This is a genomic window from uncultured Alsobacter sp., from assembly GCF_945952055.1.
In the GTDB taxonomy this organism is placed as follows: Bacteria; Pseudomonadota; Alphaproteobacteria; order Rhizobiales; family Beijerinckiaceae; genus Alsobacter.
In genome coordinates this window covers 58719-81888 of sequence record NZ_CAMFHB010000016.1, presented here as the reverse complement: position 1 = coordinate 81888, position 23170 = coordinate 58719, and the positions used below count along the sequence as shown (strand labels likewise).

Here is a 23170-nt window from a genome sequence, read left to right as displayed (position 1 = left end):
AAGGAGGGAGAATGCAAGCTGGTCGCCAGCCCCCAGGTTGGCGCTGCGTCACCGGGTTGCTTGCGGCCGCTTTCGCCTAGTGCCAAGCTTTGGATGTCGTTGAACGGCCCCATGGGCCCATTGCGCCGAACAACAGTGCCGGGCTGCGGCGGCCCCATGGCACCGGGCGTCTGGAACGACGGCACGCACCAAACAGCGCCGCGAGGAGGAGACAAGGACATGCTGGACACCACAGCCGCAGGTCGCGCGGGCGCTTTCCTGGGCCGCTTCGAGGCCGCCCTCTCCGCCGGCGACGTCGAGGCCGCCGTCGGACTGTTCGCGGAGGACTGCTACTGGCGCGATCTCGTCGCGTTCACCTGGAACTTCAAGACGCTCGAAGGCCGCGAGCAGGTCCGCGACATGCTCAAGGCGTGCCTGGCGCGGGTGAAGCCCTCGAACTGGCACGTCGCGGCGAACGAACCGGTCACCGAGGCCGGCGGCGTCATCGAGATCTGGTTCGGCTTCGAGACCGAGGTCGCCCGCGGATACGGCCTGATGCGCCTGAAGGACGGGCTCATCTGGACGCTGCTGACCACCATGGTCGAGCTGAAGGGCCACGAGGAGAAGGCGGGCTTCACCCGGCCGCTCGGCGCCAAGCACGGCGTCAACGTCGGCGCCAAGAGCTGGAAGGAGGAGCGCGAGGAGGAAGCGAGCACGCTGGGCTTCACCAAGCAGCCCTACACGGTGATCATCGGCGGCGGCCAGGGCGGCATCGCGCTCGGCGCGCGCCTGCGCCAGCTCGGCGTGCCGACCATCATCGTGGAGCGCAACGCGCGCCCCGGCGACAGCTGGCGCAACCGCTACAAGAGCCTCTGCCTGCACGATCCGGTCTGGTACGACCACCTGCCCTACATCGACTTCCCCAAAAACTGGCCGATCTTCTCGCCGAAGGACAAGATCGGCGACTGGTTGGAGATGTACACCAAGGTCATGGAGCTCAATTACTGGACGAGCACCACGGCCAAGAGCGCGCGCTGGGACGACAAGGCCAAGGAATGGACCGTCGTCGTCGAGCGCGACGGCAAGGAGATCGTGCTGAAGCCCAAGCAGCTCGTCTTCGCCACGGGCATGTCGGGCAAGGCCAACGTGCCGACCTTCAAGGGCATGGACCGCTTCAAGGGCGAGCAGCACCACTCCTCCAAGCATCCCGGGCCTGACGGCTACAAGGGCAAGAAGGTGGTCGTGGTGGGCTCGAACAACTCCGCCCACGACATCTGCGCGGCGCTCTACGAGGCCGGCGTCGACGTGACCATGGTGCAGCGCTCGTCGACGCACATCGTCAAGTCGGACACGCTGATGGAGATCGGCATCGGCGACCTCTACTCCGAGCGCGCCGTACAGTCCGGCATGACCACGGCCAAGGCCGACCTGATCTTCGCGTCCCTGCCCTACAAGATCCTGCACGAGTTCCAGATCCCGGTGTACCAGAAGATCGCCGAGGTCGACGCCGACTTCTACGCGGCGCTGGAGAAGGCGGGCTTCAAGCTCGACTGGGGCGCCGACGGCTCCGGCCTGTTCATGAAGTACCTGCGCCGCGGCTCGGGCTACTACATCGACATCGGGGCGTCGCAGCTCATCATCGACGGCAAGATCAAGCTGGTGCACGGCCAGGTGACCGAGATCGTCGAGGACGGGATCATGCTCGACGGCAACCGCCACGTGCCGGCCGACGTCATCGTCTACGCCACCGGATACGGCTCGATGAACGGCTGGATCGCGGACCTGTGCGGCCAGGAGATGGCCGACAAGGTCGGCAAGGTCTGGGGGCTTGGCTCCAACACGCCGAAGGATCCCGGCCCGTGGGAGGGCGAGCAGCGCAACATGTGGAAGCCGACCCAGCAGGAGGCCCTGTGGATGCACGGCGGCAACCTGCACCAGTCGCGCCACTACTCGCAGTTCCTCGCCCTGCAGCTCAAGGCCCGGATGGAAGGCATCCCCACCCCGGTCTATGCGCTGCAGCCGAGCCATCACAAGGGCTGAGTCCGTCAGCATTTCCGTAGCCACGGCCCGCGCGGCCGTGGCAGTTTCCGCAGGGCGCGCCGCGATGGCGGGCCCTGTTTTCGTTCCTGCACCAACCGGTAGGCCTGCCCGTGACGACGATCTTCACCTGGAACATCCAATGGGGCCTCGGCACCGATGGGCGCTGCGACCTCGGCCGCATCGCCGCCGAGACCCGGGCCATGGCCGATGCCGACGTGATCTGCCTGCAGGAACTCTCCGACAACATGGCGGACCTGAAGGACAACGACGGATCCGATCAGTTCGCGGCGATGGCGGCGCTGTTCCCCGGCTACACGGCGATCCAGAGCGCGCCGGTCGACGTGCCCGGCGAGAACGGCCGCCGGCGGCGCTTCGGCAACATGGTGCTGTCGCGCCTGCCGGTCGGACAGGTGTTGAACTACATGCTGCCCTGGGAGGCCGACGCGACCCCGAACATGCCTCGCGCGCTGATCGATGCGGTCGTCACCGCGCCATTCGGCCCTTTGCGGGTGATGACCACGCATCTCGAATGGTCGTCGCACAAACTGCGTTGGGCGCAGGTGGAGGGCATCCGCGAGGCCCAGCGCCTGGCGGCCGAGCGGGCCAAGACGCCGCCGTCACCGTACTACGGTCCGTTCATTCCCTTCCCCGGAACGGCGAGCGCGGTGCTGACCGGAGACTTCAACATGAAGGCGGACAATTCCGCCAAGCTGCGCCTCGAGGAGCCGCTGCCCGAGGGCATCCCGACGCTGAAGGATTCCTGGGCCATCCGCCACGGCGACACGCCGCACCCGCCCTCCTTCTGCATCGTCGACCAGAGCCACTCGCCGCCGCACTGCTGCGACTTCATCTTCGTGACCGAGGACATCGCGCCGCGCGTGGTCGACGTGCAGTACTTCACCGAGACCAGGGCCTCGGACCACCAGCCGGTGCTGCTGACCCTGTCGGACGATTGAGGGGTCCTGCGTCCTTCGACACGGCCGCTCTCCCTCCGCTCGTCCTGCCCGGGCTTGGCCCGGGCATCCACGACTTTGCCGGGGACGTCCTCAAGTCGTGGGTGCCCGGGCCAAGCCCGGGCATGACGCGGAGAGATGGGCGTGAACCCAAAAACTCTCAACCGCGCCCGAACGGCCTCGCCAACCCCGCCGTCCCGACAAGCGCCTCCTCGATCCGGAGCACCTCGTTCCACTTGGCCATGCGCTCGGAGCGGGTGAAGGAGCCGACCTTGAACTGGCCGGCGTTCCAGCCGACGGCCATGTGGGCGATGGTGACGTCCTCCGTCTCGCCCGAACGGGCCGAGACGATGGTGCCGAAGCCCGCCGCCTTGCCGGCATCGAGCGCGGCCCTGGTTTCGGTCACCGTGCCGGCCTGGTTGGGCTTTATCAACACGGCGTTGCAGGCTTTCGTCGCGGCGGCCTGCGCCACGCGGGCGGCGTTGGTGACGAGGAAGTCGTCGCCGATGACCTGGCAGCGGTCGCCCCAGGCGGCAGTGAAACGGCGGAAACCTTCCGGATCGTCCTCGGCGACCGGATCCTCGATCGAGACGATGGGATAGGCCTCCATCCAGCGGCCGAGCATCTCCAGCATGCCGTCGGTGTCGAGATCGCGGCCGTCGAGGGCGAGCCGATAGCGGCCCTCGCGGCCGAACTCGGAGGCCGCGATGTCCAGGGAAATGGCCACCTCGTCGCCGGGTGTGAAGCCCGCCGCCTCGATGGAGCGGACCAGCGTGTCCAGCGCGTCCTCGTTGCTGTCGAAGGCGGGCCAGAAGCCGCCCTCGTCGGCCACGCCCTGGTGCCGGCCGCGCGCCTTCATCAACGCGCCTGCCGCGCGGTAGACCTCGGCCGTACGGTCCAGCGCCTCGGCAAAGGACGACGCGGCCGGGCAGACGACCATGAAGTCCTGGATGTCCGTGCGCCGCGCGGCATGGGCGCCGCCGCCGAAGATCTGGATCTCCGGCACCGGCAGGCTCACCGGGCCGTCTGCGGCGAGATGGCGCCACAGGGGAACGCCCCGCGCGGCGGCCGCGGCATGCAGCGCCGCCATGGACACGGCCGTGGTAGCATTGCCCCCGAGGCGCGCGCGGTTCGGTGTCCCGTCGAGCGCCACGAGGAGCGCGTCGAGACCGGCCTGGTCGAGGACATCGCGGCCGCGCAAGGCTGGCGCGATGAGCGCGTCCACGTTGGCCACCGCCTTGCGGACGTCGAGGCCGCCGAAAGCCGCGCCGCCATCGCGCAGGTCCACCGCCTCCCCGGTGCCGGTGGAGGCTCCCGCCGGCGCGATGGCGCGGCCGACGGCGCCGCCCTCCAGGACGATCTCCGCCTCGACGGTGGGACGCCCGCGCGAGTCCCAGACGCGGCGGCCCTTCAGGGAGACGATGGTGGTCGAAGTCATGGCGGGGCTCCTTGGGGTAGAGTTCCTTGGCGTTTCCGGCCGGCGATTTCGCCGTGCTGGTCAGCTTCACCAGTTCGCTGTCCCATCTCCACCGTCATGGCCGGGCTTGGCCCGGCCACCCACGACTTCGGGATGGCCCCGACAAAGTCGTGGGTGCCCGGGCCGAGCCCGGGCAGGACGCGCGGAGGGAAGAGCGCGTGAACGTCTGGCAGCGCGGCGGTGTCTGGTATCGCACGCATTCAGGTAACGCCCAGCCTCTCCGCCCAGGCGCCTCGCACGTCGGCAAGCCGTGCAGGCGGCTCTGCGATGAGCGGCAGCGCCGTCGCCCGCACCAGGTCCCGGTCTTCCTCGCGGGTGATGTATTCGACCGGCGACTTGCCGTCGACGCGCGCGAGGAAAAGCCCCGGCAGCAGCGCCGCGGCACGGGCCTCGACGGCGCCGGGAGCTTCCCATGAGACGCCGGCGCGGTAGGCGGCGGACAGCGCGTCGAAGCAGGCGAGGAAGGCGCCCGTCGCGGGGCGGTTCCAGAGGCCTTTCAGCAGCAGGTGGTTGAGGCAGAAGGCAAGATCGAAGGCCGGGTCGCCGTACCAGGCGCACTCGGCGTCGAGCAGGACCGGACCGGCCGGGCCCACCAGGATGTTCTTGGGCGACACGTCGCCGTGCACGAGGGCGATCTTGGTCGCCAGCGTCCGGCGGGAGAGGGCCATGAGTTGGTCCGCCACGGCCGGGTGGCGAGAGGCGGTCGCCTCGAGATAGGGCTCGAGCCGAATGGGGTGGAAGATGCCATCCGTATCGAAGCGCCGCGCAATCTCCTCCCGCCCCGCGGTCGCCGCGTGGATGGCAGCCACCGTCCTGCCCACGGCCGCGGCAAAGGCCGGGTCCGCATGGCCGTCGCGCAGTTGCGCCTTCCACACCGGATGCGACAGGGGATCCAGGTAGTCCATGGCGAAGGACCCGCTCGCCGGGTCCTCGGCGAGGACCCGTGGCACCGCGCCCGGCACGATGCGGCCGGCCTCCTTCAGCCAGGCGACCTCGTAAGCATTGCGCTCCACCGGCGCGCGCCAGTCCGCGGCGACCTTCAACTTGGCCAGCGCGCGCTTGACGGCGAAGACGCGGTCGCCGGCGGTGACCCTGACGATGTCGGAGGACACGCCGCCGGTGAGGGGCTCGATGAGGGCCGTGGCGGGATCGATGCCGAGGGCAGTCAGGAGATGGTCGAAGGCGCTCGACTCAGTCATGGCCGGCCGCTCCCTGACCCGTTCGCCGCCATCTCGCCACCGTCCTGGCCGGGCCCGGCCCGGCCATCCACGACTTCAGGACGGCCCCGGCAAAGTCGTGGGTGCCCGGGCCAAGCCCGGGCATGACGCGCGGAGAGGTGGGCGCACCATTTCAAGGCGTCACCGCCCCTCGGCGAGCCGCAGCAGCGATTGCCCGTAGGCGGTCTTCTCGAACAGCTTCGCGCGGGCCAGCAACTGCTCCCGGCCGATGAAGCCCTGCAGGTAGGCGATCTCCTCCAGGCAGGCGATCTGCATGCCCTGGCGGTGCTGGATGGTGCGCACGAACTCGGACGCTTCCAGCAGGCTGTCGTGGGTGCCCGTATCGAGCCAGGCGTAGCCGCGCGACATGCGCTCCACCTGGAGGAGCCCGCGCTCCATGTAGGCGCGGTTGACGTCGGTGATCTCCAGTTCGCCCCGGGCGGAGGGCTTCACCGCTGCGGCGATGTCGAGGACTGCATTGTCGTAGAAATAGAGCCCTGTCACGGCCCAGTTGGACTCCGGCTTCTTCGGCTTCTCGACGATGTTCATCGCCCGGCCGTCGGTGCCCAGCGTCACGACGCCGTACCGCTCGGGATCCTCCACGTGGTAGGCGAACACCGTCGCGCCTTCCGTGCGCCTGCGCGCGCGGTCGAGGAGCGCGGTCATGCCGGCCCCGAAGAAGATGTTGTCGCCCAGCACGAGCGCGACCGGGTCGGTGCCCACGAACTCCCGGCCGATCAGGAAGGCCTGGGCGAGCCCCTCGGGCCGGGGCTGGACCGCGTAGGAGAAGCTCACGCCGAACGCCTCCCCCGTGCCGAAGAGGCGGCGGTAATTGTCGAGGTATTCGGGCGACGAGATGATCAGGATCTCGCGGATGCCGGCGAGCATCAGCACCGAGACCGGATAATAGATCATCGGCTTGTCGTAGACCGGTAGCAGCTGCTTGTTGATGGCGAGCGTCGCCGGGTGGAGGCGGGTTCCGGAGCCTCCGGCAAGCACGATCCCCTTCATGGGCTGGTCCTTCCGGGAACGAGGGCTGCGACGACGTCGGCCAGCGCCGTACGCCAGTCGCGCGGTACGATGCCGTAGTCGGCCGTGATGCGGGCGGTCGAAAGCCGGGAGTTGGCGGGCCTTCGCGCCGGTGTCGGGTAGTCCGCCGTGGCGATGGCCTCGACGGGCACGCTGGGGCCGCCACGTTCGGCCGAGAGCGCCAGGGTCTCGCGCGCCAGGCCGCACCAGGTCGTTTCGCCGGCATTGGCGAAATGGAAGGTGCCGGCCGGGGCCGCGGGATCGCTGGCGAGCCTCGTCGCCACCGTGAGCAGCGCGCCGGCAAGATCGGCTGCGACCGTCGGGGTCCCGTGCTGGTCGTCGACCACCCGCAGCGCCGGCCGCTCGGCGGCAAGCCGCATCATGGTCTTCACGAAGTTCGCCCGGTGCGGGCTGACGACCCAGGCAGTGCGCACGATCGCGTGGCGCGGATTGCCGGCGCGCACGCCGCGTTCCCCCGCTTCCTTGCTGGCGCCATAGACCCCCAGCGGTGCGACGGGGTCGTCGACCTCGTAGGGCCCGGCCTTGCCGCCGTCGAAGACGTAGTCGGTCGAGACGTGCACGAGCGGGATGCGGGCCGCGGCCGTGGCGTCCGCCAGACAGGCCGGAAACGCGGCATTGATGGCCCAGGCTGCGTCCTTGTCGCTCTCGGCCTTGTCGACCGCCGTGTAGGCGGCGGCGTTGATCACGCAGGCCCAGGGCCGCGAGGCCACGGCCGCACGCACCGCCGCTTCGTCCAGGAGATCGAGCTCGGCGCGGGTCGGTGCGGCGCAACCGAGGCCGCTGCCAGCCGCGAGCCGTCGCAGCTCCAGCCCGACCTGTCCGGCCCCGCCGAGGACGAGGACGTCCATGGCCTCAGCGCGCCTGGACGAGGCCGAGGCGCTCGCCCTGGTAGCGGCCCTCGCGGATCGGCCTCCACCAGCCCTCGTTGGCGAGATACCAGGCAACCGTGTCCTCGAGCGCCTGCTCGAAGGACCTCTTCGGCGCCCAGCCGATGGCCGTCTCGACCTTCGTGCTGTCGATGGCGTAGCGCCGGTCATGTCCGGGCCGGTCGGCGACGAAGCTGACCAGCCGGTCGTGCGGCGCGCCGGCCGGGTGCAGCCGGTCCATGATGGCGCAGAGCGCGCGGACGACCTGGATGTTGGTGCGCTCCGAGCGGGCGCCGACGCAGTAGGTGTGGCCCGGCGCGCCGCGCTCCAGGATGCCGACGAGGGCGGCGGCGTGGTCCTCGACATGGATCCAGTCGCGCACGTTGAGGCCGTCGCCATAGACCGGCAGCGGCTTGCCCTCGAGCGCGTTGAGGATCATCAGCGGGATCAGCTTCTCGGGAAACTGGCGCGGCCCGTAGTTGTTGGAGCAGTTCGAGATCAGGATCGGCAGGCCCCAGGTCTCGCCGGCCGCCCTCACCAGATGGTCCGAGGCGGCCTTGGAGGCCGAATAGGGCGAACGCGGGTCGTAGCGGGTCTCCTCGGTGAAGAAGCCCTCGGCGCCGAGCGAGCCGAACACCTCGTCGGTGGAGACGTGCAGGAAGCGGAAGCGGGCGCGCGCCTCGCCGTCCAGCGTCGCGTGCCAGGCGCGCGCCGCGTCGATCATCGCCTGGGTGCCGAGCACGTTGGTGCGCACGAATGCCGCCGGACCCGTGATCGAGCGGTCGACATGGCTTTCGGCGGCGAGATGCATCACGGCGTCCGGCCGGGCTTCCGACAGGACGGCGCGCATGCGGGGCGCATCGCAGATGTCGGCCTCGACGAGGCGGTGGCGCGGGTTGCCGGCGAGCGGGGCGAGGGAGGCGGGGTTGGCAGCATAGGTCAGCGCGTCGACGGTGACGACGTCGTGCCCGTCGGCGACCAGCCGCAGGACGAGGGCGGACCCGATGAAACCGGCGCCGCCGGTGACCACGATGCGCATCGCCGTCCTCCCCGTCACGCGAAGACCTGCCCGACGTCGCGCAGGAAGGGTGTGACCCGGTCCTTGTCGGACAGTTCCGCCTCCTGCGCCGTCACCGGCCAGTCGATCCCGAGATCCGGATCGTCCCAGCGGATCCCCCGGTCGTGCTCGCGGCTGTAATAGGCACCGACCTTGTAGGCGATGGCCGTGTCGGGCTCCAGCGTGCAGAAGCCGTGGGCGAACCCGACCGGCACGTAGAGTTGCGCGCCCCCGGCGGCGTCGAGCCGCACCGCCACGTGGCGGCCGAAGGTCGGCGACGACCGGCGGAGATCCACCGCCACGTCGAGGATGGCGCCCGAAAGCACCCGGATGAGCTTGCTCTGGGCGAAGGGCGCCAGCTGGAAATGCAGGCCCCGCACCGTTCCCTTGCGGGCCGAGAAGGACTGGTTGTCCTGGACGAAGGCGTCGGCGATACCCGCTTCCGCGTAGCGGTCGGCCCGGAACGTCTCCTCGAACCAGCCGCGCGTGTCGCCGTGGCGAACGGGACGCACGAGCATGACGCCGGCAATGGGAAACGTCTCGACCTGCATCGGCACACGCACCTTCGGCCGGCCGAACGCCGGGCCGACAGCGTTTGTGTGGCGGAGGAGCCGTCCGAGGTCAACCTGTGCGCGGTGAGGACTCGGGCCGGAGGCGGCGGCTCACCCGATCCGGTCTTCCAGCCGGAAACGCACGATGCGCAGCACCTGGGCCAGCGCGGTGAGGCGCTCCTCGGCGATGCTGCCGCCGACGCGGTTCTCGAAAGCGGCCAGGATCTGCGTCTTCGTGGCGCCGCGGACCGCGACGATGAAGGGGATGCCGAAGCGCGCCTTGTAGGCGTCGTTCAGTGCGGTGAAGCGGGCGAATTCATCGGGGGTGAGACGGTCCAGGCCGGCACCCGCCTGTTCGGACGACGAGTCGGCCGTGAGTTCGCCCGCCATCGCCGCCCGGCCGGCGAGGTCGGGGTGTGCGCGCAACAGAGCGGTCTTCTCGTCGTCGCCGGCGGCCAGGATCGCCTTCTGGAAGGCATCCACGGCGGCGTCTCGGCTGGCGAAGGGCCTGGATGCCGCCGCCCGCTCGGCCACCCAGGCGGAATGCTCGGCGATGCCGCCGAAAGCATCGACGAAGCCGGCGGCGTCGAGGGCATTGATCTCGTCGAGGGTCATGTCAGTTCTGCCGCAGGAAGGCGCCGAGCGCCGCGCGCTCGGCATCGGTCATGCCCGTCTCGTTTCCGAGCGGCATGGCCTTGCCGTCGACCGCCTGGGCGAGGACCTGCTGCGCGTGACGGCGCAGGCCTTCGACCGTGTCGAGCATCACGTTCTTGGGCGGCGGATTGCCCTTGAAGGCCTCGTGGGTGGGCTTGGCGGCGTGGCACATGACGCAATGGGTCTGGACGATCTTCGTCGCCTGCGCCTCGGTGACGGCGTCTCCGCCCGCATGGCCGCGCGGCGCGGTGTAGGCGATCGTCGCCACGAGAGCGACGGCGGCCACCGGCAGGGCCCAGGCGACCTTGCGCGGCTCGTCGCCGGCATCCACCCGGTTGAGGAAGTGCCGGACCATGCCGCCGGTGAGCACGATGAGCGCCACCACCATCCAGGACTGCGGGTGGGCGTAGAGGAACGGGTAGTGGTTGGACACCATGAACAGGAGGACGGGCAGCGTCAGGTAGTTGTTGTGGAGCGAGCGCTGCTTGCCCATCTTGCCGTACTTGGCGTCCGGCACCCGGCCGGCCAGCAGGTCGGCCGTGACGATCTTCTGGTTGGGGATGATCACCCGGAAGACGTTGGCGGCCATGATCGTGCCGACCATGGCGCCGACATGGATGAAGGCGCCGCGCCCCGAGAAGACGTGGGTGAAGATCGCCGCCGCGCCGACGATCAGGACGAAGACGCAGACGGCCAGCACCGGCGTGTTCTCGCCGATCCGCGACCGGCACAGCGCGTCGTAGATGAACCAGCCCGCCGCCAGGCTGAGGAGGGAGATCAGCACGGCCTCGGGGCCGGTGATGCGCAGGACCGCCGGGTCGACCAGGAAGGCCGAGGCGTTCCAGTAGTACTGCACGCCGAGCAGCGCGAAGCCGGAGATGAAGGTGAGGTAGGCTTCCCACTTGAACCAGTGGAGGTCGTCGGGCAGCGTCGCGGGCGCCACCTGGTATTTCTCGACGTGGTAGAACCCGCCGCCATGCACCATCCAGGACGTGCCCGAGACGCCGGCGTTCATGCGCTCGCGGGCGCGCAGGCTGTAGTCCAGCCAGATGAAGTGGAAGCTCGCCCCGATCCAGGCGATGCCGACGATCAGATGGAACCAGCGCAAAGCCAGGTTCAGCCAATCCAACGCAAACGCAGTCATCCGCTCCGTGCCCCCGGCCCGCTCTTGTCCTACCGCCCGCGCTGCAGGTCAGCGAGCGCCGGATCAACCTCAACAGCAAGCTTTCCAAACTGAAGCCCCCAGCCCCTCCGCGCGTCCTGCCCGGGCTTGGCCCGGGCATCCACGACTTTGCCGGGGCCATCCTCAAGTCGTGGGTGGCCGGCCCAAGCCCGGCCATGACGGCCGAGAGAGTTGCGCAGGGCGTGGCGACGGGGCGATCGGCTTGCATCGGTCACGCCGGCGAGCCCCCTCAGTATTCGATCTTGTCGGCCTTCGCCATCCAGGCGGCGAAGGCGGCGGCGGCTTCGGGCGTCGGCTTGTGTTCCATCGCGATGGCCCGCTCCGAAGGCGCCTTCGGCATCTCGTCGTAGATGAAGGCGTCGTCGAAGCCGATCGCGGCGGCATCGTCGCGGGTGTTGCCGTAGACGATGCGCGAGATGCGGGCCCAGTAGGCGGAGGCCAGGCACATCGGGCAGGGTTCGCAACTGGTGTAGAGCGTCGCCCCGGCCAGACTGAACGAACCCACCGCCCGGCAGGCGCGGCGGATGGCCACGACCTCGGCATGGGCGGTCGGATCGTTGGACGAGGTGACCTCGTTCCAGCCCTCGGCCAGCACCTTGCCGTCCCGCACGATCACGGCACCGAACGGACCACCCAGGTTGGCGTCCATGCGCTCGCGCGAGAGCGCGGCGGCGCGGGCGAGGTGGACGAGGTCGTCATCGGCCATGGGCGGTCTTTCTCAGCGCGCGGTCGCCAGGAACTCGTCGAAGGCGGCCTGCGCCTCGGCGATGGGCAGGTGGATGCAGGGCAGGCTGCGCTCGCCTGGCGGCCGGGCGAACTCCGGATAGAGCAGATGCGACGTGCCGCCGATGCGGACCGCATCCTCCTTCGTCGTTGCGTAGACGCAGCGCTCGACATTGGCGAGATACATCGCCCCCAGGCACATGGGGCACGGCTCTCCCGAGGCGTAGACCGTGCTGCCGGCGAGGTCGGCGGAGCCGATCACCTTGCAGGCGCGCCGGATCGCCATGAGTTCGGCATGGGCCGTGGCGTCCTTGCTGGCGTAGACGCTGTTCCATCCCTCCGCGAGCGGCTTGCCGTCGCGCACGACGATGGCCCCGAACGGCTTGCCCTCTCCCGAGCGCATGTGATCGAAAGCGATGTCGACCGCCCGCTTCAGGTAGGCATGGTCGGCGCTGTCGTTGGTCATGTCCGTCCTCCGGCTCGTCGCCCCCGCCCGATCCTAACCCGCCCCGGCGGATTCGCGCGATGACCGCTCCCCAGTGCCTTGCGGCCCGCCGTCGCGTCGTCATCGACACCCTGGACCCGATCGGACGCGGCCGGCCCGGCCTCGTTCCGCAGTGCCTCCCTCCAAAGCAAGACCTGGGCCGCGACCGAGGCCGCGATGACCGCCGGATCCTTGTCGCCGATCCCGGGCAGGCCGATCGGGCAGACGAGACGGCGCTCGGCCGCCTCGCCCAGGCCGGCGTCGCGCAAGCGGGAGAGAAAGCGCGCCCTCTTCGTCCCCGAGCCGATGAGCCCGACGGGGCCCAGGTCCGGCCGCGCCAGCGCCGCGCCGACGATGGCGAGGTCGAGCGGATGCGAGTGGGTCATCACCAGGAGAGCGGTGCCGGCGGCCATCGCCGCGACACAGGCCGTGGGATCGGGATGCACCCTCGGCACGGCATTCTGCGGAATCGCGGCGGGGAAGGCCTCGGGCCGGGAGTCGATCCAGTCGACCGTCACCGGCAGCGGCGCCAGGGCCAGCACCAGCGCCCGGCCGACATGGCCGGCGCCGAAAAGGGCGACGGAAAAGGCCGCATCGCCGTGGGTTTCGAGCCACGCACCCGCCGGCAGGGCTCGTGCCGGAGCATGCTTCGCCCGGACGACCCGGCCGTCGGCGCGGATCACGGCGCTGCAGGCGAAGGCTCCCGCCTTTTCGAGCTCGGCCAGCGCGGCGAGCTCGGGAAGGTCCGATCGGTCGAACGTCTCGGTGAGCGTCACGACGACCCCGCCGCAGCACTGCCCGAGGTCCGGCCCAAGGGGCCAGTCGCGCCTTTGGGCCGGGCCCCGCCCCTGCTGCAGCATCGCCCGCGCGGCGGCGATCGCCTCCCATTCCAAGGCACCGCCGCCGATCGTTCCCCAGAAGGCCCCGTCCGGGCGCAGGACCACAGCGGCACCCGGCTCACGCGGGGCCGAGCCGCGGACCTCGGCGACCTGCACCGTGGCGGCCTGGCCGTGCTCCGCGACGGCCTGCTCCAGGCGCCGCCAGAACCGCATCATGCCGGAAAGACTCCGCCGCTGCCAGAGAGCACAACCTGAATGATATGAGTCTCTTGTATGGCTAACCTACAGTTGAGAATCCACATCAAGCGAGCCCCTGAATCGCCTGGATCGCCTTGAGAATGGCCTCCGGCGTGGCGGGGGCGTCGAGGGGGACCGGCTGACCCGGGGCCGTGCTGTGAACGGCGTCCGCCAGGGCGCAGAACACGGCGTTGGCGAGCATGACCGGCGGCTCGCCGACGGCCTTGGACCGGTAGATCGTCTCTTCCCGGTTCATCCCGTCGAAGAGCCGCACGCGGAAGTCGGCCGGGATGTCCGAGGCCACCGGGATCTTGTAGGTCGACGGCGCGTGCGTGCGCAGGCGGCCCTCGCCGTCATAGACGAGTTCCTCCGTCGTCAGCCACCCCATGCCCTGAACGAAGCCGCCCTCGATCTGGCCGATGTCCAGTGCCGGGTTCAGCGAGCGCCCCACGTCGTGGAGGATGTCCACGCGCGTGACCTTGTACTCGCCGGTCATGGTGTCGACGAGAACCTCGGCGCAACAGGCGCCGTAGGCGAAGTAGAAGAATGGCCGCCCCTTCACCGCGTCGCGGTCCCAGACGACCTTCGGGGTCTTGTAGAACCCCGCTGCCGACATGTGCACGCGCTCCATGTAGGCGCGCTTGGTCAGCTCGGAAAAGGCGATGCTCTCGTTGGCGGCGAAGACGCGGTCGTCGCGGAAGGCGAACTCCGCGGCGGGGACGCCGAAGATCTCGCCCGCGAGTGCGGCCAGCCGGTCCTTGATCTGCCGTGCGGCGATCTGCGCGGCCATGCCGTTGAGGTCGGAGCCGGACGAGGCCGCCGTCGGCGCTGTGTTCGGCACCTTGTCGGTCGTGGTGGCGGTGATCCGCACCCGGTCCATGCCGATCCCGAACTCCTCGGCGACCACCTGGGCGACCTTCTGGTAGAGCCCCTGCCCCATCTCCGTGCCACCGTGGTTCAACTGCACGGACCCGTCCGAATAGACGTGGACCAGCGCGCCGGCCTGGTTCAGCTGGGTGAGGGTGAAGGAGATGCCGAACTTCACCGGCGTCAGCGCGAGGCCCTTCTTCAGGATGGGGGAGGACGCGTTGAACGCCGCCACGGCCTGCCGGCGGGCGCGATAGTCGCTGCTGGCCTCCAGCTCGGCCACGAGCCGGCGGCCGACTTCGTGATCCTCGACGACCATGCCGTAGGGCGTGACGTCGCGGTCCGGGCCGTAGAAGTTGGCCATCCGGACGTCCAGCGGGTCGAGGCCGAGATGCCAGGCGACGGCATCGACGATGCGCTCCATCGCCAGCATCCCCTGCGGCCCGCCGAAGCCACGGAAGGCCGTGTTGGACACCGTGTTCGTCTTGATCCGCCGCGAGCCGATGACGAGTTCCGGCAGGAAGTAGCTGGAATCGGCATGGAACATCGTGCGGTCGACGACGCCCTGGCTGAGGTCGGCGGAGCAGCCGCAGCGCGCCAGGAAGGCCATCTCGGCCGCTGCGATCCGGCCCTCGCCGTCGAAGCCCACGGCCCAGTCGACACGGAAGTCGTGCCGCTTGCCCGTCAGCGCCATGTCGTCGTCGCGGTCGAGCCGCAGCTTGCAGGGCTTGCCCGTGCGCACGGCCGCGAGCGCGGCCATGGCCGCCCATTGGGTGGCCTGGCTTTCCTTGCCGCCGAAGCCACCGCCCATGCGGCGGACTTCCGCCGTCACCAGCGCGTCGGGCAGGCCGAGGACCCGCGCGCAGACGTGCTGGATCTCGGTGGGGTGCTGCGTGGAGGAATGGACGTGGACCGAGCCGTCCTCGCCGGGGATCGCGAGCGCGATCTGGCCCTCCAGGTAGAAGTGCTCCTGGCCGCCAATCCGGAACTGCCCGTTCAGGCGATGGGGCGCGCGCGCGATCGTCGCCGCCGCATCGCCGCGGACGAAGACGTAGTCCGGCAGCACGGTCTCGCCGCGCGCCTCGCCGTCCTCGACCGTCACGCTCGGTGTCTCGGCCTCGACCGTGATCTTGCCGAGGCGCGCGGCCCGGCGCGCGGTGTCCCGGTCGCGGGCGACCACGGCGAAGACCGGCTGCCCGTGGAAGATCACCTCGCGCTCGGCGAAGAGCGGTTCGTCACCCTTGGTGGGCGCAATGTCATTCTTGCCGGGCACGTCGGCGGCCGTCAGCACGGCCACGACGCCCGGCATGGCCTTCACGCCAGCCAGGTCCACGCCCGCCAGGCGCCCCCGGGCGACCGGCGCGCCACCGATGGCGACGTGCAGCGTCCCTTCCGGCTCCGGCAGGTCGTCGATGTAGAGGGCCGCGCCCTGGACGTGCTTTGCGGCCGAGTCATGCGGCAGCGGCTGGCGAACGTGGCGCAGCGGCGGTTCGTCGAGGGGAGCGGCGCTCACGGGCGATCTCCGATCCGGTCATTCTGCTGCATGGAGCGTCTCCCGCTGTCCGGCGACGCGGGTCGCCGTCGAGGGCGCGCCGGCGATCTCCGCCAGGGCCTTCATCACCAGGTTCTTCGCCACCTGCATGCGGTAGGCGGCCGAGGCCCGATGGTCGTCCATCGGCTTGAAATCCGCCTCCACGGCATCGCCGGCCCGGCGCCAGGCCGCGCCGTCGGTCACGTCGACGCCCATCACGGCCAGTTCGACGCTGGCCGCGCGCTTGGGCGTACCGGCCATGCCGCCGAACGCGAAGCGGGCCGAGACGATCCTGTCGTTCTGCACGGCGACCCGGCAGGCCATCATCACGGACGAGATGTCCTCGTCGATCCGCTTCGACACCTTGAAGGCGCGGACATGATCGCCGGGCGCGGGCTTCCTGACGCGCAGCGCCCGGACGAACTCGCCGGGCTCGCGGTCCTGCTTGCGGTAGGCGATGAAGAAGTCCTCGAGCGGGACGCTCCGCATCCGATCGCCCTTGCGCAGCTCGACCGTGGCGCCCAGGGCGATGAGGGCCGGCGGCAGATCGCCGATGGGTGACCCGTTGGCGATGTTGCCTCCCACCGTGCCGGAGGCCCGGACCTGCGCCGAGCCGAAACGCCGCATGAGCTCCCCGAGATCGGGATCGAGCGCGGCCAGGTGCGGCGCCGCCACCGCATGGGTCACGCCGGCGCCGAAGATGATCTCGTCGCCCTGCTCGGTGATCGTGTCGAACCCGGCCACGCGACCGAGCCCGATGATCCTGTCGAGAGGCATCATGGCCTTGGTGATCCACAGGCCCACGTCCGTGGCGCCGGCGACCAGCGTCGCGTCCGGGTGCCGGGCATAGAGCGCGGCCAGTGCATCCTCCGTCGCGGGCGCGGCGAAATAGCGGTCCTCGCCGCCGCACAGGAGGTCGCCGCCGTCGCGCAGCGCACGCAGCGAAGCCTCGGTCGCCTGACGTCGCCCGGCGATGGCATCGGCGGCCGGGCCGCCGCAGACCTCGAGCGCAGCGTCGATGATCGGCCGGTAGCCGGTGCAGCGGCACAGGTTGCCCGCCAGCGCGTCGCAAACGGCCTCCCGGCTCACCGGCCGCTCACCCTCGTGGTACAGCGTGGCGAGGCTCATCACGATGCCCGGCGTACAGAACCCGCACTGCGACCCGTGGTGGCGCACCATGGCCTCCTGGACCGGGTGCAAAGCCCCGTCCACGGCGAGATCCTCGACCGTGAGGATCTCGCAGCCGTCGGCCTGGCCGACGAGGAAGATGCAGGCGTTGACCGGCTCGTAGACCAGCCGATCGTCCCGCAGGCGGCCCACCATCACCGTGCAGGCACCGCAATCGCCTTCCGCGCACCCTTCCTTGGTGCCGCAGGAGCGCTCGGTCAGGCGCAGCCAGTCGAGCAGCGTGGCGCGCGGCGCGACGTCGCGCACCTCCACCACCTGGCCGCGGCGCAGAAATCGGATCGCATTCCGGGGCTCCGCCATCCTCTAGCTCCCGCGATAGGTCGAGAAGGCCCAGGGCGAGACGAGCAGCGGCACGTGGTAGTGCGCGTTCTCGGCCATGGCGAAGCGGATCGGCACCACGTCGATGAAGGGCGGGTCGGCCAGGGCGACGCCCGCCGCACGGAAATACTCCGCCACGTGGAACGCGAGCTCGTAGGGACCGGGCGCCGACTGTGGCCCTTCGAGCAGCGGCCCGTCGATGCGGCCGTCCGCATTCGTTCGCCGATCCGCGAGGATGGCGCCGTCGCTGAGGCGGGTGAGAACGAGCCGGAGACCGGAGGCGGGACGGCCGGAGGCCGTGTCGAGGACGTGCGTGGTCAGTTTCATGGCCTGCATACTGCCAAATCGCATGCGAGGGCCAAAGCGGAGAGTTTGGGGCGGCCGTGGTCAAGGCTTGGGCAGTCCCGGATTGGGCATGTCGCGGACTGGCACGAAAAGGCCGTCAGTCTGCCGCCCCGATAAGCCGCGCGGCCCGAACGTCCTTGAGGCCGATCATGAGGACCAGAGGGTCGAGAGGGGACTCACGGAAGCCCAGGCCCCGATAGAACGCCTTGGCCCTGTCATCGAGTGCATGCACCAGGACCAAGGCAATGCCGATGTCCTGCGAAGCCTGCAGGATCCGGGACATTGCGTCCTGGACGAGGGCTTTTCCAAGACCCCTGCCCTGCTGGTCCTGGTCGACCGCGAGCCGTGCCAGCACAACGGCGGGGATCGGATCGGGCATGTTTCGTCTCAAGCGGGATGGAGCGGAGACGAGGTCGATGCCTCCGGTGGCGAGCGCGTAGTACCCGACCACCTTCGTCTCGAGGCATACGACGTAGGTTCGCGACGCACCTGTCGTCTGGTTGGCCCTCGCCCGCTGCAACAACCAACGGTTGAGGCTACCCTCGCCACTGTCAAACGCCTCGAGCCGATGATGTTCCGAGAGCGGCTCGGGTCGCGACATTTGTGGCGGGGTCAGGGCTCCCATGGGGGCTTCATGCCCATCAGCTTGCGCAGTTCGGGCGCAGGCGCGGGTGGCTCGTCGAGCATCCGCAGAAGCTGATCGAAAGTCTCGGCGTCCGTCCTGAAGAGGACGCGATCCAGCAAGGCCTGCTGGGCTGCCTCGCGCGCAGCGTTCAGCATGAACTCCGAGCGGTTCTGCCCGGTGGACGCAGCTGCCTGGTCGATGAGTTGCCGATCCCGTTCGCTGACCCTGAGATTGATCAGGCCGCGGACAGTCCCATCGCGTTGCGTCTTAGATTGCGCCATGGCGACCTCCGGTGTGGAGGATAGCGCTATGTAAAGACGTCGTAAAGACAGACTGCCCGGCTCATGCCGCCCCGTGCTTCTCCACCAAGTCGCCGGGCAGGGCGATTCCGTCGCGGCGCGCGGCCTCGCGCAGGGCCAGGCGGCGGGCGCCGGAGAGGCGGGCGCCGTCCTGGCCCTCGATGGCGGCGGCGAGCGTGGTCATGCGCTCGGTGAAGCCCGCGCCCGAGGCAAAGGCGGCGGGATCGATGGCGAGGATGAGCTGCCCGGTGCGCGGCGGGCCGCCCTTGTCGTCGAGGAAGGACGACGCTTCGAAAGCGAAGTGGCTGCCGACGAGGGCCGCGGCCAGCACCTCGACCATGAAGGCGAGTGCCGCGCCCTTGGCGTCGCCCATGGCGATCATGGTGCCGGCGAGCGCCGCTCCGGCGTCGGTGGTGGGCTTGCCGTCGGGATCGAGCGCCCAGCCCTGCGGGATCGCCTCGCCCTTCTGCTTGGCGGCGACGATGTTGCCGCGGGCGACCTTGGAGAGGGCGAGGTCCACGACCACCGGCGCGCGACCGGCGAGCGGGGCCGCGAAAGCGATCGGGTTCGTCCCGAAGACGGCTTTCCGCCCGCCCCAGGGTGCGATGGCCTCCGGCGTGTTGGCGAAGAGAAGCGCCACGAGCCCCGTCTCGGCGAGACGCTCGACGTGCAGGCCCGCCGCGCCGCAATGGTTCGATCGCGTGACCGGAGCGGCCGCGATGCCCTGCGCGGCGGCGACGGCCGGAAGCTCGGCGATCGCCAGATCGATGGCGGGATAGGCGAAGCCGTCGGCTGCGTCGATGGCGAGGACGCCCGGGCGGGGCCGCGTGGCCACGGGGGTCGCTTGCCCGTCGATCTTGCCGGCCTTGAGCATGGCGAGGTAGGTCGGGACGCGGGAGAGCCCGTGCCCTTTCAGGCCGTCGGCTTCGGCGCCGACCAGCGCGCGGGCCACCGAGCGGGCATTGTCCGGCGTGGCGCCGCCGCCCTCGAAGATGCGGGCCACCCAGGCTTCGGCACGGTCCAGCGGCGTCTTTGCGGTCATGGGTTGGTCCTCGATGCCTGCGATGTCACGGTACTCAACGCCCCCATCTCCTCATCCTGAGCAGCCTGCGGAGCAGGCGTGTCGAAGGACACAGAGCGCCGGCAGCGGCTCCATCCTGCGTCCTTCGACACGGCCGCTGCGCGGCCTTCTCAGGATGAGGACCCTGGGAGAGGCTGCCTGAGAGACAGCGAGCTCCCTACTTTGTCCCGTCGAGCACGCGCAGGACGTTGTCCGCCGTGACCGACGACACCCGCACGTTCGACTCGGCCGTCACGCCGGCGATGTGAGGGGTCAGGATCAGGTTGGGGCAGCCGTCGAAGACGTGGCCGGCGTCGGCCTTCAGCGGTTCGGTGTCGAATACGTCCAGCGCGGCGCCGCCGATCTGGCCGGCCTTGAGGGCCTTGGCGAGAGCCGGCTCGTCGACGACGCCGCCGCGGGCCGCGTTGATGAGGATGGCGCCGGGCTTCATCAGGTCGAGCGCCATGCTGTCGATCATGTTGCGCGTCTCGTCGGTCAGCGGCACGTGCAGGCTGACGACGTCGGAATTGCCCATCACGGCGTCGAGGGAGGCGGGCGAGACGCCGAGGGCCTTCCACGCGGGGTGATCCTCGGCGACGAAGGGATCGTGGGCCATCACCGTCATGCCGAGCGCCCTGGCACGGATGGCGGTCTCGCGGGCGATGGCTCCGAAGCCGACGAGGCCCAGCGTCTTGCCGCTGATTTCCCGGCCGTTGATGAGGGCGTTGCGCGGCCACTGGCCGGCGCTCACCTTGCCCGTGACATAGTAGGCACCGCGCAGCAGAACCATCGCCGAGCCGATGACGTATTCGGCGACCGAGACGTCGTTGGCGCCGGTGGCGGGCAGCACGGCGATGGAGCGCGCGCGGCAGGCCTCGACGTCGATGTTGTCGAGCCCGACGCCCAGGCGTCCCACCGCCTCGAGCCGGGCGGCCGCGGCCAGAAGGGGTCCGCGGACCTGCGTGCGATTGCGGACGACGAGCGCCCGGCAGGTCGCGGCGAGGTCCTGCAGTTCGGCGGCGCGGTCGACGAGGTCGGGATCGTAGAGCGTGGCGTACCGAGCCTTCAGGGTCTCGACCGCGGCCTCGTCCATGAACTCGGTGATGACGATGTCGTAGCTGGCCATGGCCGGCCCTTTCCGTGGGTCAGTGCGTGATCGCGAGGCCGGCGATGGCCGCGACGAGAATGACGAGGGTCGTGCCGCAGACGACGGCGACATGCCGCCAGCCCACCTTCAGGATGGCCGTGACGGAGGTCCCGAGCCCCAGCGCCGCGATGGCGATGAGCAGACCCCAGCGCGAGACTTCGCCCACCGCGGTCTTGACCGGGCCCGGCACGAGACCCGTGCTGTTCAAGAGCACCAGCGCCAGGAACACGATGGCGAAGAGCGGCACCGGCACCTTGGCGTTCTGCGCGCCGCCGCCGCGACCGGCGAACCACCAGCCGACGCCGACGACGACCGGCAGCAGCAGGAACACCCGGAACAGCTTGACGATGACGGCCGAGTTGCCGGCCGTCTCGGACACGGAGTAGCCGGCGCCGACCACCTGCGCCACGTCGTGGATGGTGGCACCCAGGAGAATGCCCAGTGTGCGGTCGTCGTAGCCCAGGACCGGGCCCAGCGCCGGATAGGCGACCATGGCGACGGTCGACAGCGCGTTGACCGCGACGACCGTGAAGACGGTGTCGGCGTCCTTGTTCTGGGTCTGGGGCAGGACGGTGGCGGTCGCCAGCGCGGCCGACGCGCCGCACACCGCCGTCGCGGCACCGGAGAGTGCGCCGTAGCTGTCGTCGCAGCGCAGCAGGCGCGCGAACAGGAGACCGGACCCGATGGTCAGCGCCATGGCGGCGATCACCACGAACACCGTTCCGGCGCCCAGCGCGACGATGTCGCCCAGGGCGATCCGCAGCCCGAGCAGGGCGATGGCGACGCGCAGCAGCTTCTTGACGGCGAAGACCATGCCGAGTTCGAAGCGTGGCTGCGCGGCGAAGGCGTGCATGGCCATGCCGATGAGCAGGGCGATGACGACGGCCGGGATGGCGATCGGCCGCCCGGTGGCGAGGCCGATGAGGCGGGCCGTCAGGGGCTCGGCCAGCACCGAGGCGATGGCCACGACGGCCGACAGGGCGAGACCCGGTCCGGCCCTGCGCACGAAGGCGGAGGCCTGTGCCCGGCGCATGCCGACCACGGCATCGACGGTCGATCCGCGGCCCGGCGAGCCCTGTTCGGCCATGGGGGATGCTCCTTCGAGGACGAAGGCCGCGCCAAAGACGCGGCCCTCGGGAGATCAGGCGCTGCGATAGAGCTTGGTCATCACGAATTCGCGGTGGCCCAGGGCCTCCGCCGCCGTGAGACGGCCATTCGCCGTACGCGCGATCATGTCGATCAACGCGTCGCCAGCCTGGGAGATCGTCATCTCGCGGCGCAGAATGCCGGAAACGTCCACGTCGATGTGTTCGCCCATCGTGCGGATCGTCTTCGGATTGCCCGAGATCTTGATCACCGGGACGATCGGGTTGCCGATGACGTTGCCCTGCCCCGTGGGGAAGGTGTGGATGACGTAGCCGCCGGCCGCCATCAGGGTCACGCATTCGGCCGCGGCCGAGGACGTGTCCATGTAGTAGAGGCCCGGGCCCGACTTCGGCGTCTCGGCCGGCTCCAGGATGTCGATGAACTTCGACGTCCGGCCGATCTTCTCGAGGTTGCCGAGGGCCTTCTCCTCGATGGTGGTCAGGCCGCCGGCGATGTTGCCCTTGGTGGGCTGGCTGTCGGAGAGGTCATCGGTCTTGTGGGCCTCGATGACGTCTTCCTGGTAGGCCTTCCACATCTTGTACCAGCGCTCGCCGACCTCGGGCGTCGCCGCCCGTGCCTTGCACAGGTGCTCGGCGCCGGTGATCTCCGACGTCTCGCCGAACACGCCGTAGATGCCGCGGGGCAGCAGCTTGTCGTACATGTTGCCGACGGTGGGGCAGGACGACAGGCCGGTGGTCGTGTCCGACTCGCCGCACTTCGTGGAGACCCACAGTTCGGAGATGTCGACCTGCTCGCGGGGCAGCTCGGAGGCCCACTGCACCATCTTCTTGGCCTCGTAGGAGGCCTTGGCGATGATGGCGATGTCGCCGTGGCCCTCGATGCCGAAGCCCACGACCGGCTTGCCGGTCTTGGCGATGCCCTCGACCACGCGGCTGGTCCAGCCGTCCTCGATGCCGATCACCACCACCGCAGCCACGTTCGGGTTCGAGCCCGTGCCGATCAGCGTGCGGAAGTGAAGGTCGAGGTCCGCGCCGAACTGCAGGCGCCCGTAGGCGTGCGGCAGGGCCATCGTGCCCTTGATGGTGTTGGCGACCGCCTCGCAGGCGGCGTTCGACAGGTCGTCGAGCGGCAGGATGACGACGTGGTTGCGCACGCCGACGCGGCCGTTCTCGCGGCGCCAGCCCCAGACCTTGAGGGGGGCGGCGGACGCCGAGGCGCTCTTGCCGGCCTTGGCCGGCTTCGCGGCAGGAGCCTTGGCGGGCGCGGCCTTCACGGCGCCTGCCTTGGCCGCCTTCGCGTTCACGGACTTCGCAGCGGCCTTCACGGGGGCGGCCTTGGCCGGAGCGGCCTTCTTCGCGGACTTTGCCATGTCG

The 23170-nt window shown here is 70.0% G+C and carries 22 protein-coding genes; 2 read left to right on the top strand and 20 right to left on the bottom strand.

From position 1 onward, the window contains the following. Nucleotides 1–219 precede the first annotated feature (219 nt). Nucleotides 220–2019, top strand: coding sequence for an NAD(P)/FAD-dependent oxidoreductase (locus Q0Q47_RS14075; protein WP_293860733.1), 1800 nt, complete (start codon nucleotides 220–222; stop codon nucleotides 2017–2019). 110 nt (nucleotides 2020–2129) lie between these two features. Next, nucleotides 2130–2975 (top strand): endonuclease/exonuclease/phosphatase family protein, encoded by an 846-nt coding sequence (locus Q0Q47_RS14070; protein ID WP_293860730.1) that lies wholly within the window; start codon nucleotides 2130–2132, stop codon nucleotides 2973–2975. Nucleotides 2976–3132: 157 nt separating this feature from the next. On the opposite strand, the gene eno is transcribed toward Q0Q47_RS14070, so the two are convergent. The 20 genes from eno to Q0Q47_RS13970 form a co-directional block, all read right to left on the bottom strand. Next, nucleotides 3133–4410 (bottom strand): phosphopyruvate hydratase, encoded by a 1278-nt coding sequence (gene eno, locus Q0Q47_RS14065; RefSeq protein ID WP_293860727.1) that lies wholly within the window; start codon nucleotides 4408–4410, stop codon nucleotides 3133–3135. A 239-nt stretch (nucleotides 4411–4649) separates the two neighbouring features. Beyond that, nucleotides 4650–5648 carry a phosphotransferase family protein gene (locus Q0Q47_RS14060; RefSeq protein WP_293860724.1) on the bottom strand — a complete coding sequence of 333 codons (999 nt, stop codon included), beginning with the start codon at nucleotides 5646–5648 and terminating at the stop codon, nucleotides 4650–4652. 159 nt (nucleotides 5649–5807) lie between these two features. Beyond that, nucleotides 5808–6677: a glucose-1-phosphate thymidylyltransferase RfbA gene (rfbA, locus tag Q0Q47_RS14055; RefSeq protein ID WP_293860721.1), complete on the bottom strand. Its 870-nt coding sequence runs from the start codon at nucleotides 6675–6677 to the stop codon at nucleotides 5808–5810. Next, complete coding sequence (gene rfbD, locus Q0Q47_RS14050) at nucleotides 6674–7564, bottom strand: dTDP-4-dehydrorhamnose reductase (RefSeq protein WP_293860718.1); 891 nt, start codon at nucleotides 7562–7564, stop codon at nucleotides 6674–6676. Before rfbD ends, rfbA begins: the two co-directional genes overlap by 4 nt. Nucleotides 7565–7568: 4 nt before the next feature. Continuing rightward, nucleotides 7569–8621, bottom strand: a complete 1053-nt coding sequence (gene rfbB, locus Q0Q47_RS14045; protein ID WP_293860715.1) for a dTDP-glucose 4,6-dehydratase — start codon at nucleotides 8619–8621, stop codon at nucleotides 7569–7571. A gap of 14 nt (nucleotides 8622–8635) precedes the next feature. Further along, nucleotides 8636–9190, bottom strand: coding sequence for a dTDP-4-dehydrorhamnose 3,5-epimerase (gene rfbC, locus Q0Q47_RS14040; RefSeq protein ID WP_293860712.1), 555 nt, complete (start codon nucleotides 9188–9190; stop codon nucleotides 8636–8638). Between the two features lie 111 nt (nucleotides 9191–9301). Then, on the bottom strand, nucleotides 9302–9805 hold the full coding sequence (gene uraD, locus Q0Q47_RS14035) for a 2-oxo-4-hydroxy-4-carboxy-5-ureidoimidazoline decarboxylase (protein ID WP_293860709.1): 504 nt from the start codon (nucleotides 9803–9805) through the stop codon (nucleotides 9302–9304). Nucleotide 9806: 1 nt separating this feature from the next. Further along, entirely contained in the window at nucleotides 9807–10988 is a 1182-nt protein-coding gene (locus Q0Q47_RS14030) for a urate hydroxylase PuuD (protein ID WP_293860706.1), read from the bottom strand. Nucleotides 10989–11256: 268 nt separating this feature from the next. Next, on the bottom strand, nucleotides 11257–11733 hold the full coding sequence (locus Q0Q47_RS14025) for a nucleoside deaminase (RefSeq protein WP_293860703.1): 477 nt from the start codon (nucleotides 11731–11733) through the stop codon (nucleotides 11257–11259). Nucleotides 11734–11745: 12 nt separating this feature from the next. Then, the gene (locus tag Q0Q47_RS14020; protein ID WP_293860700.1) at nucleotides 11746–12216 is read right to left on the bottom strand and encodes a nucleoside deaminase; all 471 of its coding nucleotides are present in this window, start codon (nucleotides 12214–12216) and stop codon (nucleotides 11746–11748) included. Next, complete coding sequence (gene xdhC / locus Q0Q47_RS14015; RefSeq protein WP_293860697.1) at nucleotides 12213–13289, bottom strand: xanthine dehydrogenase accessory protein XdhC; 1077 nt, start codon at nucleotides 13287–13289, stop codon at nucleotides 12213–12215. The genes Q0Q47_RS14020 and xdhC overlap by 4 nt, the downstream gene beginning before the upstream one ends. Before the next feature lie 85 nt (nucleotides 13290–13374). Next, nucleotides 13375–15690 (bottom strand): xanthine dehydrogenase molybdopterin binding subunit, encoded by a 2316-nt coding sequence (xdhB, locus tag Q0Q47_RS14010; protein ID WP_293860694.1) that lies wholly within the window; start codon nucleotides 15688–15690, stop codon nucleotides 13375–13377. An 18-nt stretch (nucleotides 15691–15708) separates the two neighbouring features. Further along, nucleotides 15709–17196: a xanthine dehydrogenase small subunit gene (gene xdhA / locus Q0Q47_RS14005; protein WP_293860691.1), complete on the bottom strand. Its 1488-nt coding sequence runs from the start codon at nucleotides 17194–17196 to the stop codon at nucleotides 15709–15711. Between the two features lie 3 nt (nucleotides 17197–17199). After that, nucleotides 17200–17541, bottom strand: coding sequence for a hydroxyisourate hydrolase (gene uraH, locus Q0Q47_RS14000; protein WP_293860688.1), 342 nt, complete (start codon nucleotides 17539–17541; stop codon nucleotides 17200–17202). A 115-nt stretch (nucleotides 17542–17656) separates the two neighbouring features. Then, on the bottom strand, nucleotides 17657–18184 hold the full coding sequence (locus Q0Q47_RS13995) for a GNAT family N-acetyltransferase (RefSeq protein WP_293860685.1): 528 nt from the start codon (nucleotides 18182–18184) through the stop codon (nucleotides 17657–17659). Further along, on the bottom strand, nucleotides 18172–18465 hold the full coding sequence (locus Q0Q47_RS13990) for a DUF1778 domain-containing protein (RefSeq protein ID WP_293860682.1): 294 nt from the start codon (nucleotides 18463–18465) through the stop codon (nucleotides 18172–18174). The genes Q0Q47_RS13995 and Q0Q47_RS13990 overlap by 13 nt, the downstream gene beginning before the upstream one ends. Before the next feature lie 61 nt (nucleotides 18466–18526). Then, nucleotides 18527–19525 carry an Ldh family oxidoreductase gene (locus tag Q0Q47_RS13985; RefSeq protein ID WP_293860679.1) on the bottom strand — a complete coding sequence of 333 codons (999 nt, stop codon included), beginning with the start codon at nucleotides 19523–19525 and terminating at the stop codon, nucleotides 18527–18529. Nucleotides 19526–19721: 196 nt separating this feature from the next. Next, nucleotides 19722–20669: a hydroxyacid dehydrogenase gene (locus Q0Q47_RS13980; RefSeq protein ID WP_293860676.1), complete on the bottom strand. Its 948-nt coding sequence runs from the start codon at nucleotides 20667–20669 to the stop codon at nucleotides 19722–19724. 19 nt (nucleotides 20670–20688) lie between these two features. Next, entirely contained in the window at nucleotides 20689–21777 is a 1089-nt protein-coding gene (locus Q0Q47_RS13975) for a putative sulfate exporter family transporter (protein WP_293860673.1), read from the bottom strand. A 54-nt stretch (nucleotides 21778–21831) separates the two neighbouring features. After that, nucleotides 21832–23166 (bottom strand): UxaA family hydrolase, encoded by a 1335-nt coding sequence (locus tag Q0Q47_RS13970; RefSeq protein ID WP_293860670.1) that lies wholly within the window; start codon nucleotides 23164–23166, stop codon nucleotides 21832–21834. Between the last annotated feature and the right edge of the window lie 4 nt (nucleotides 23167–23170).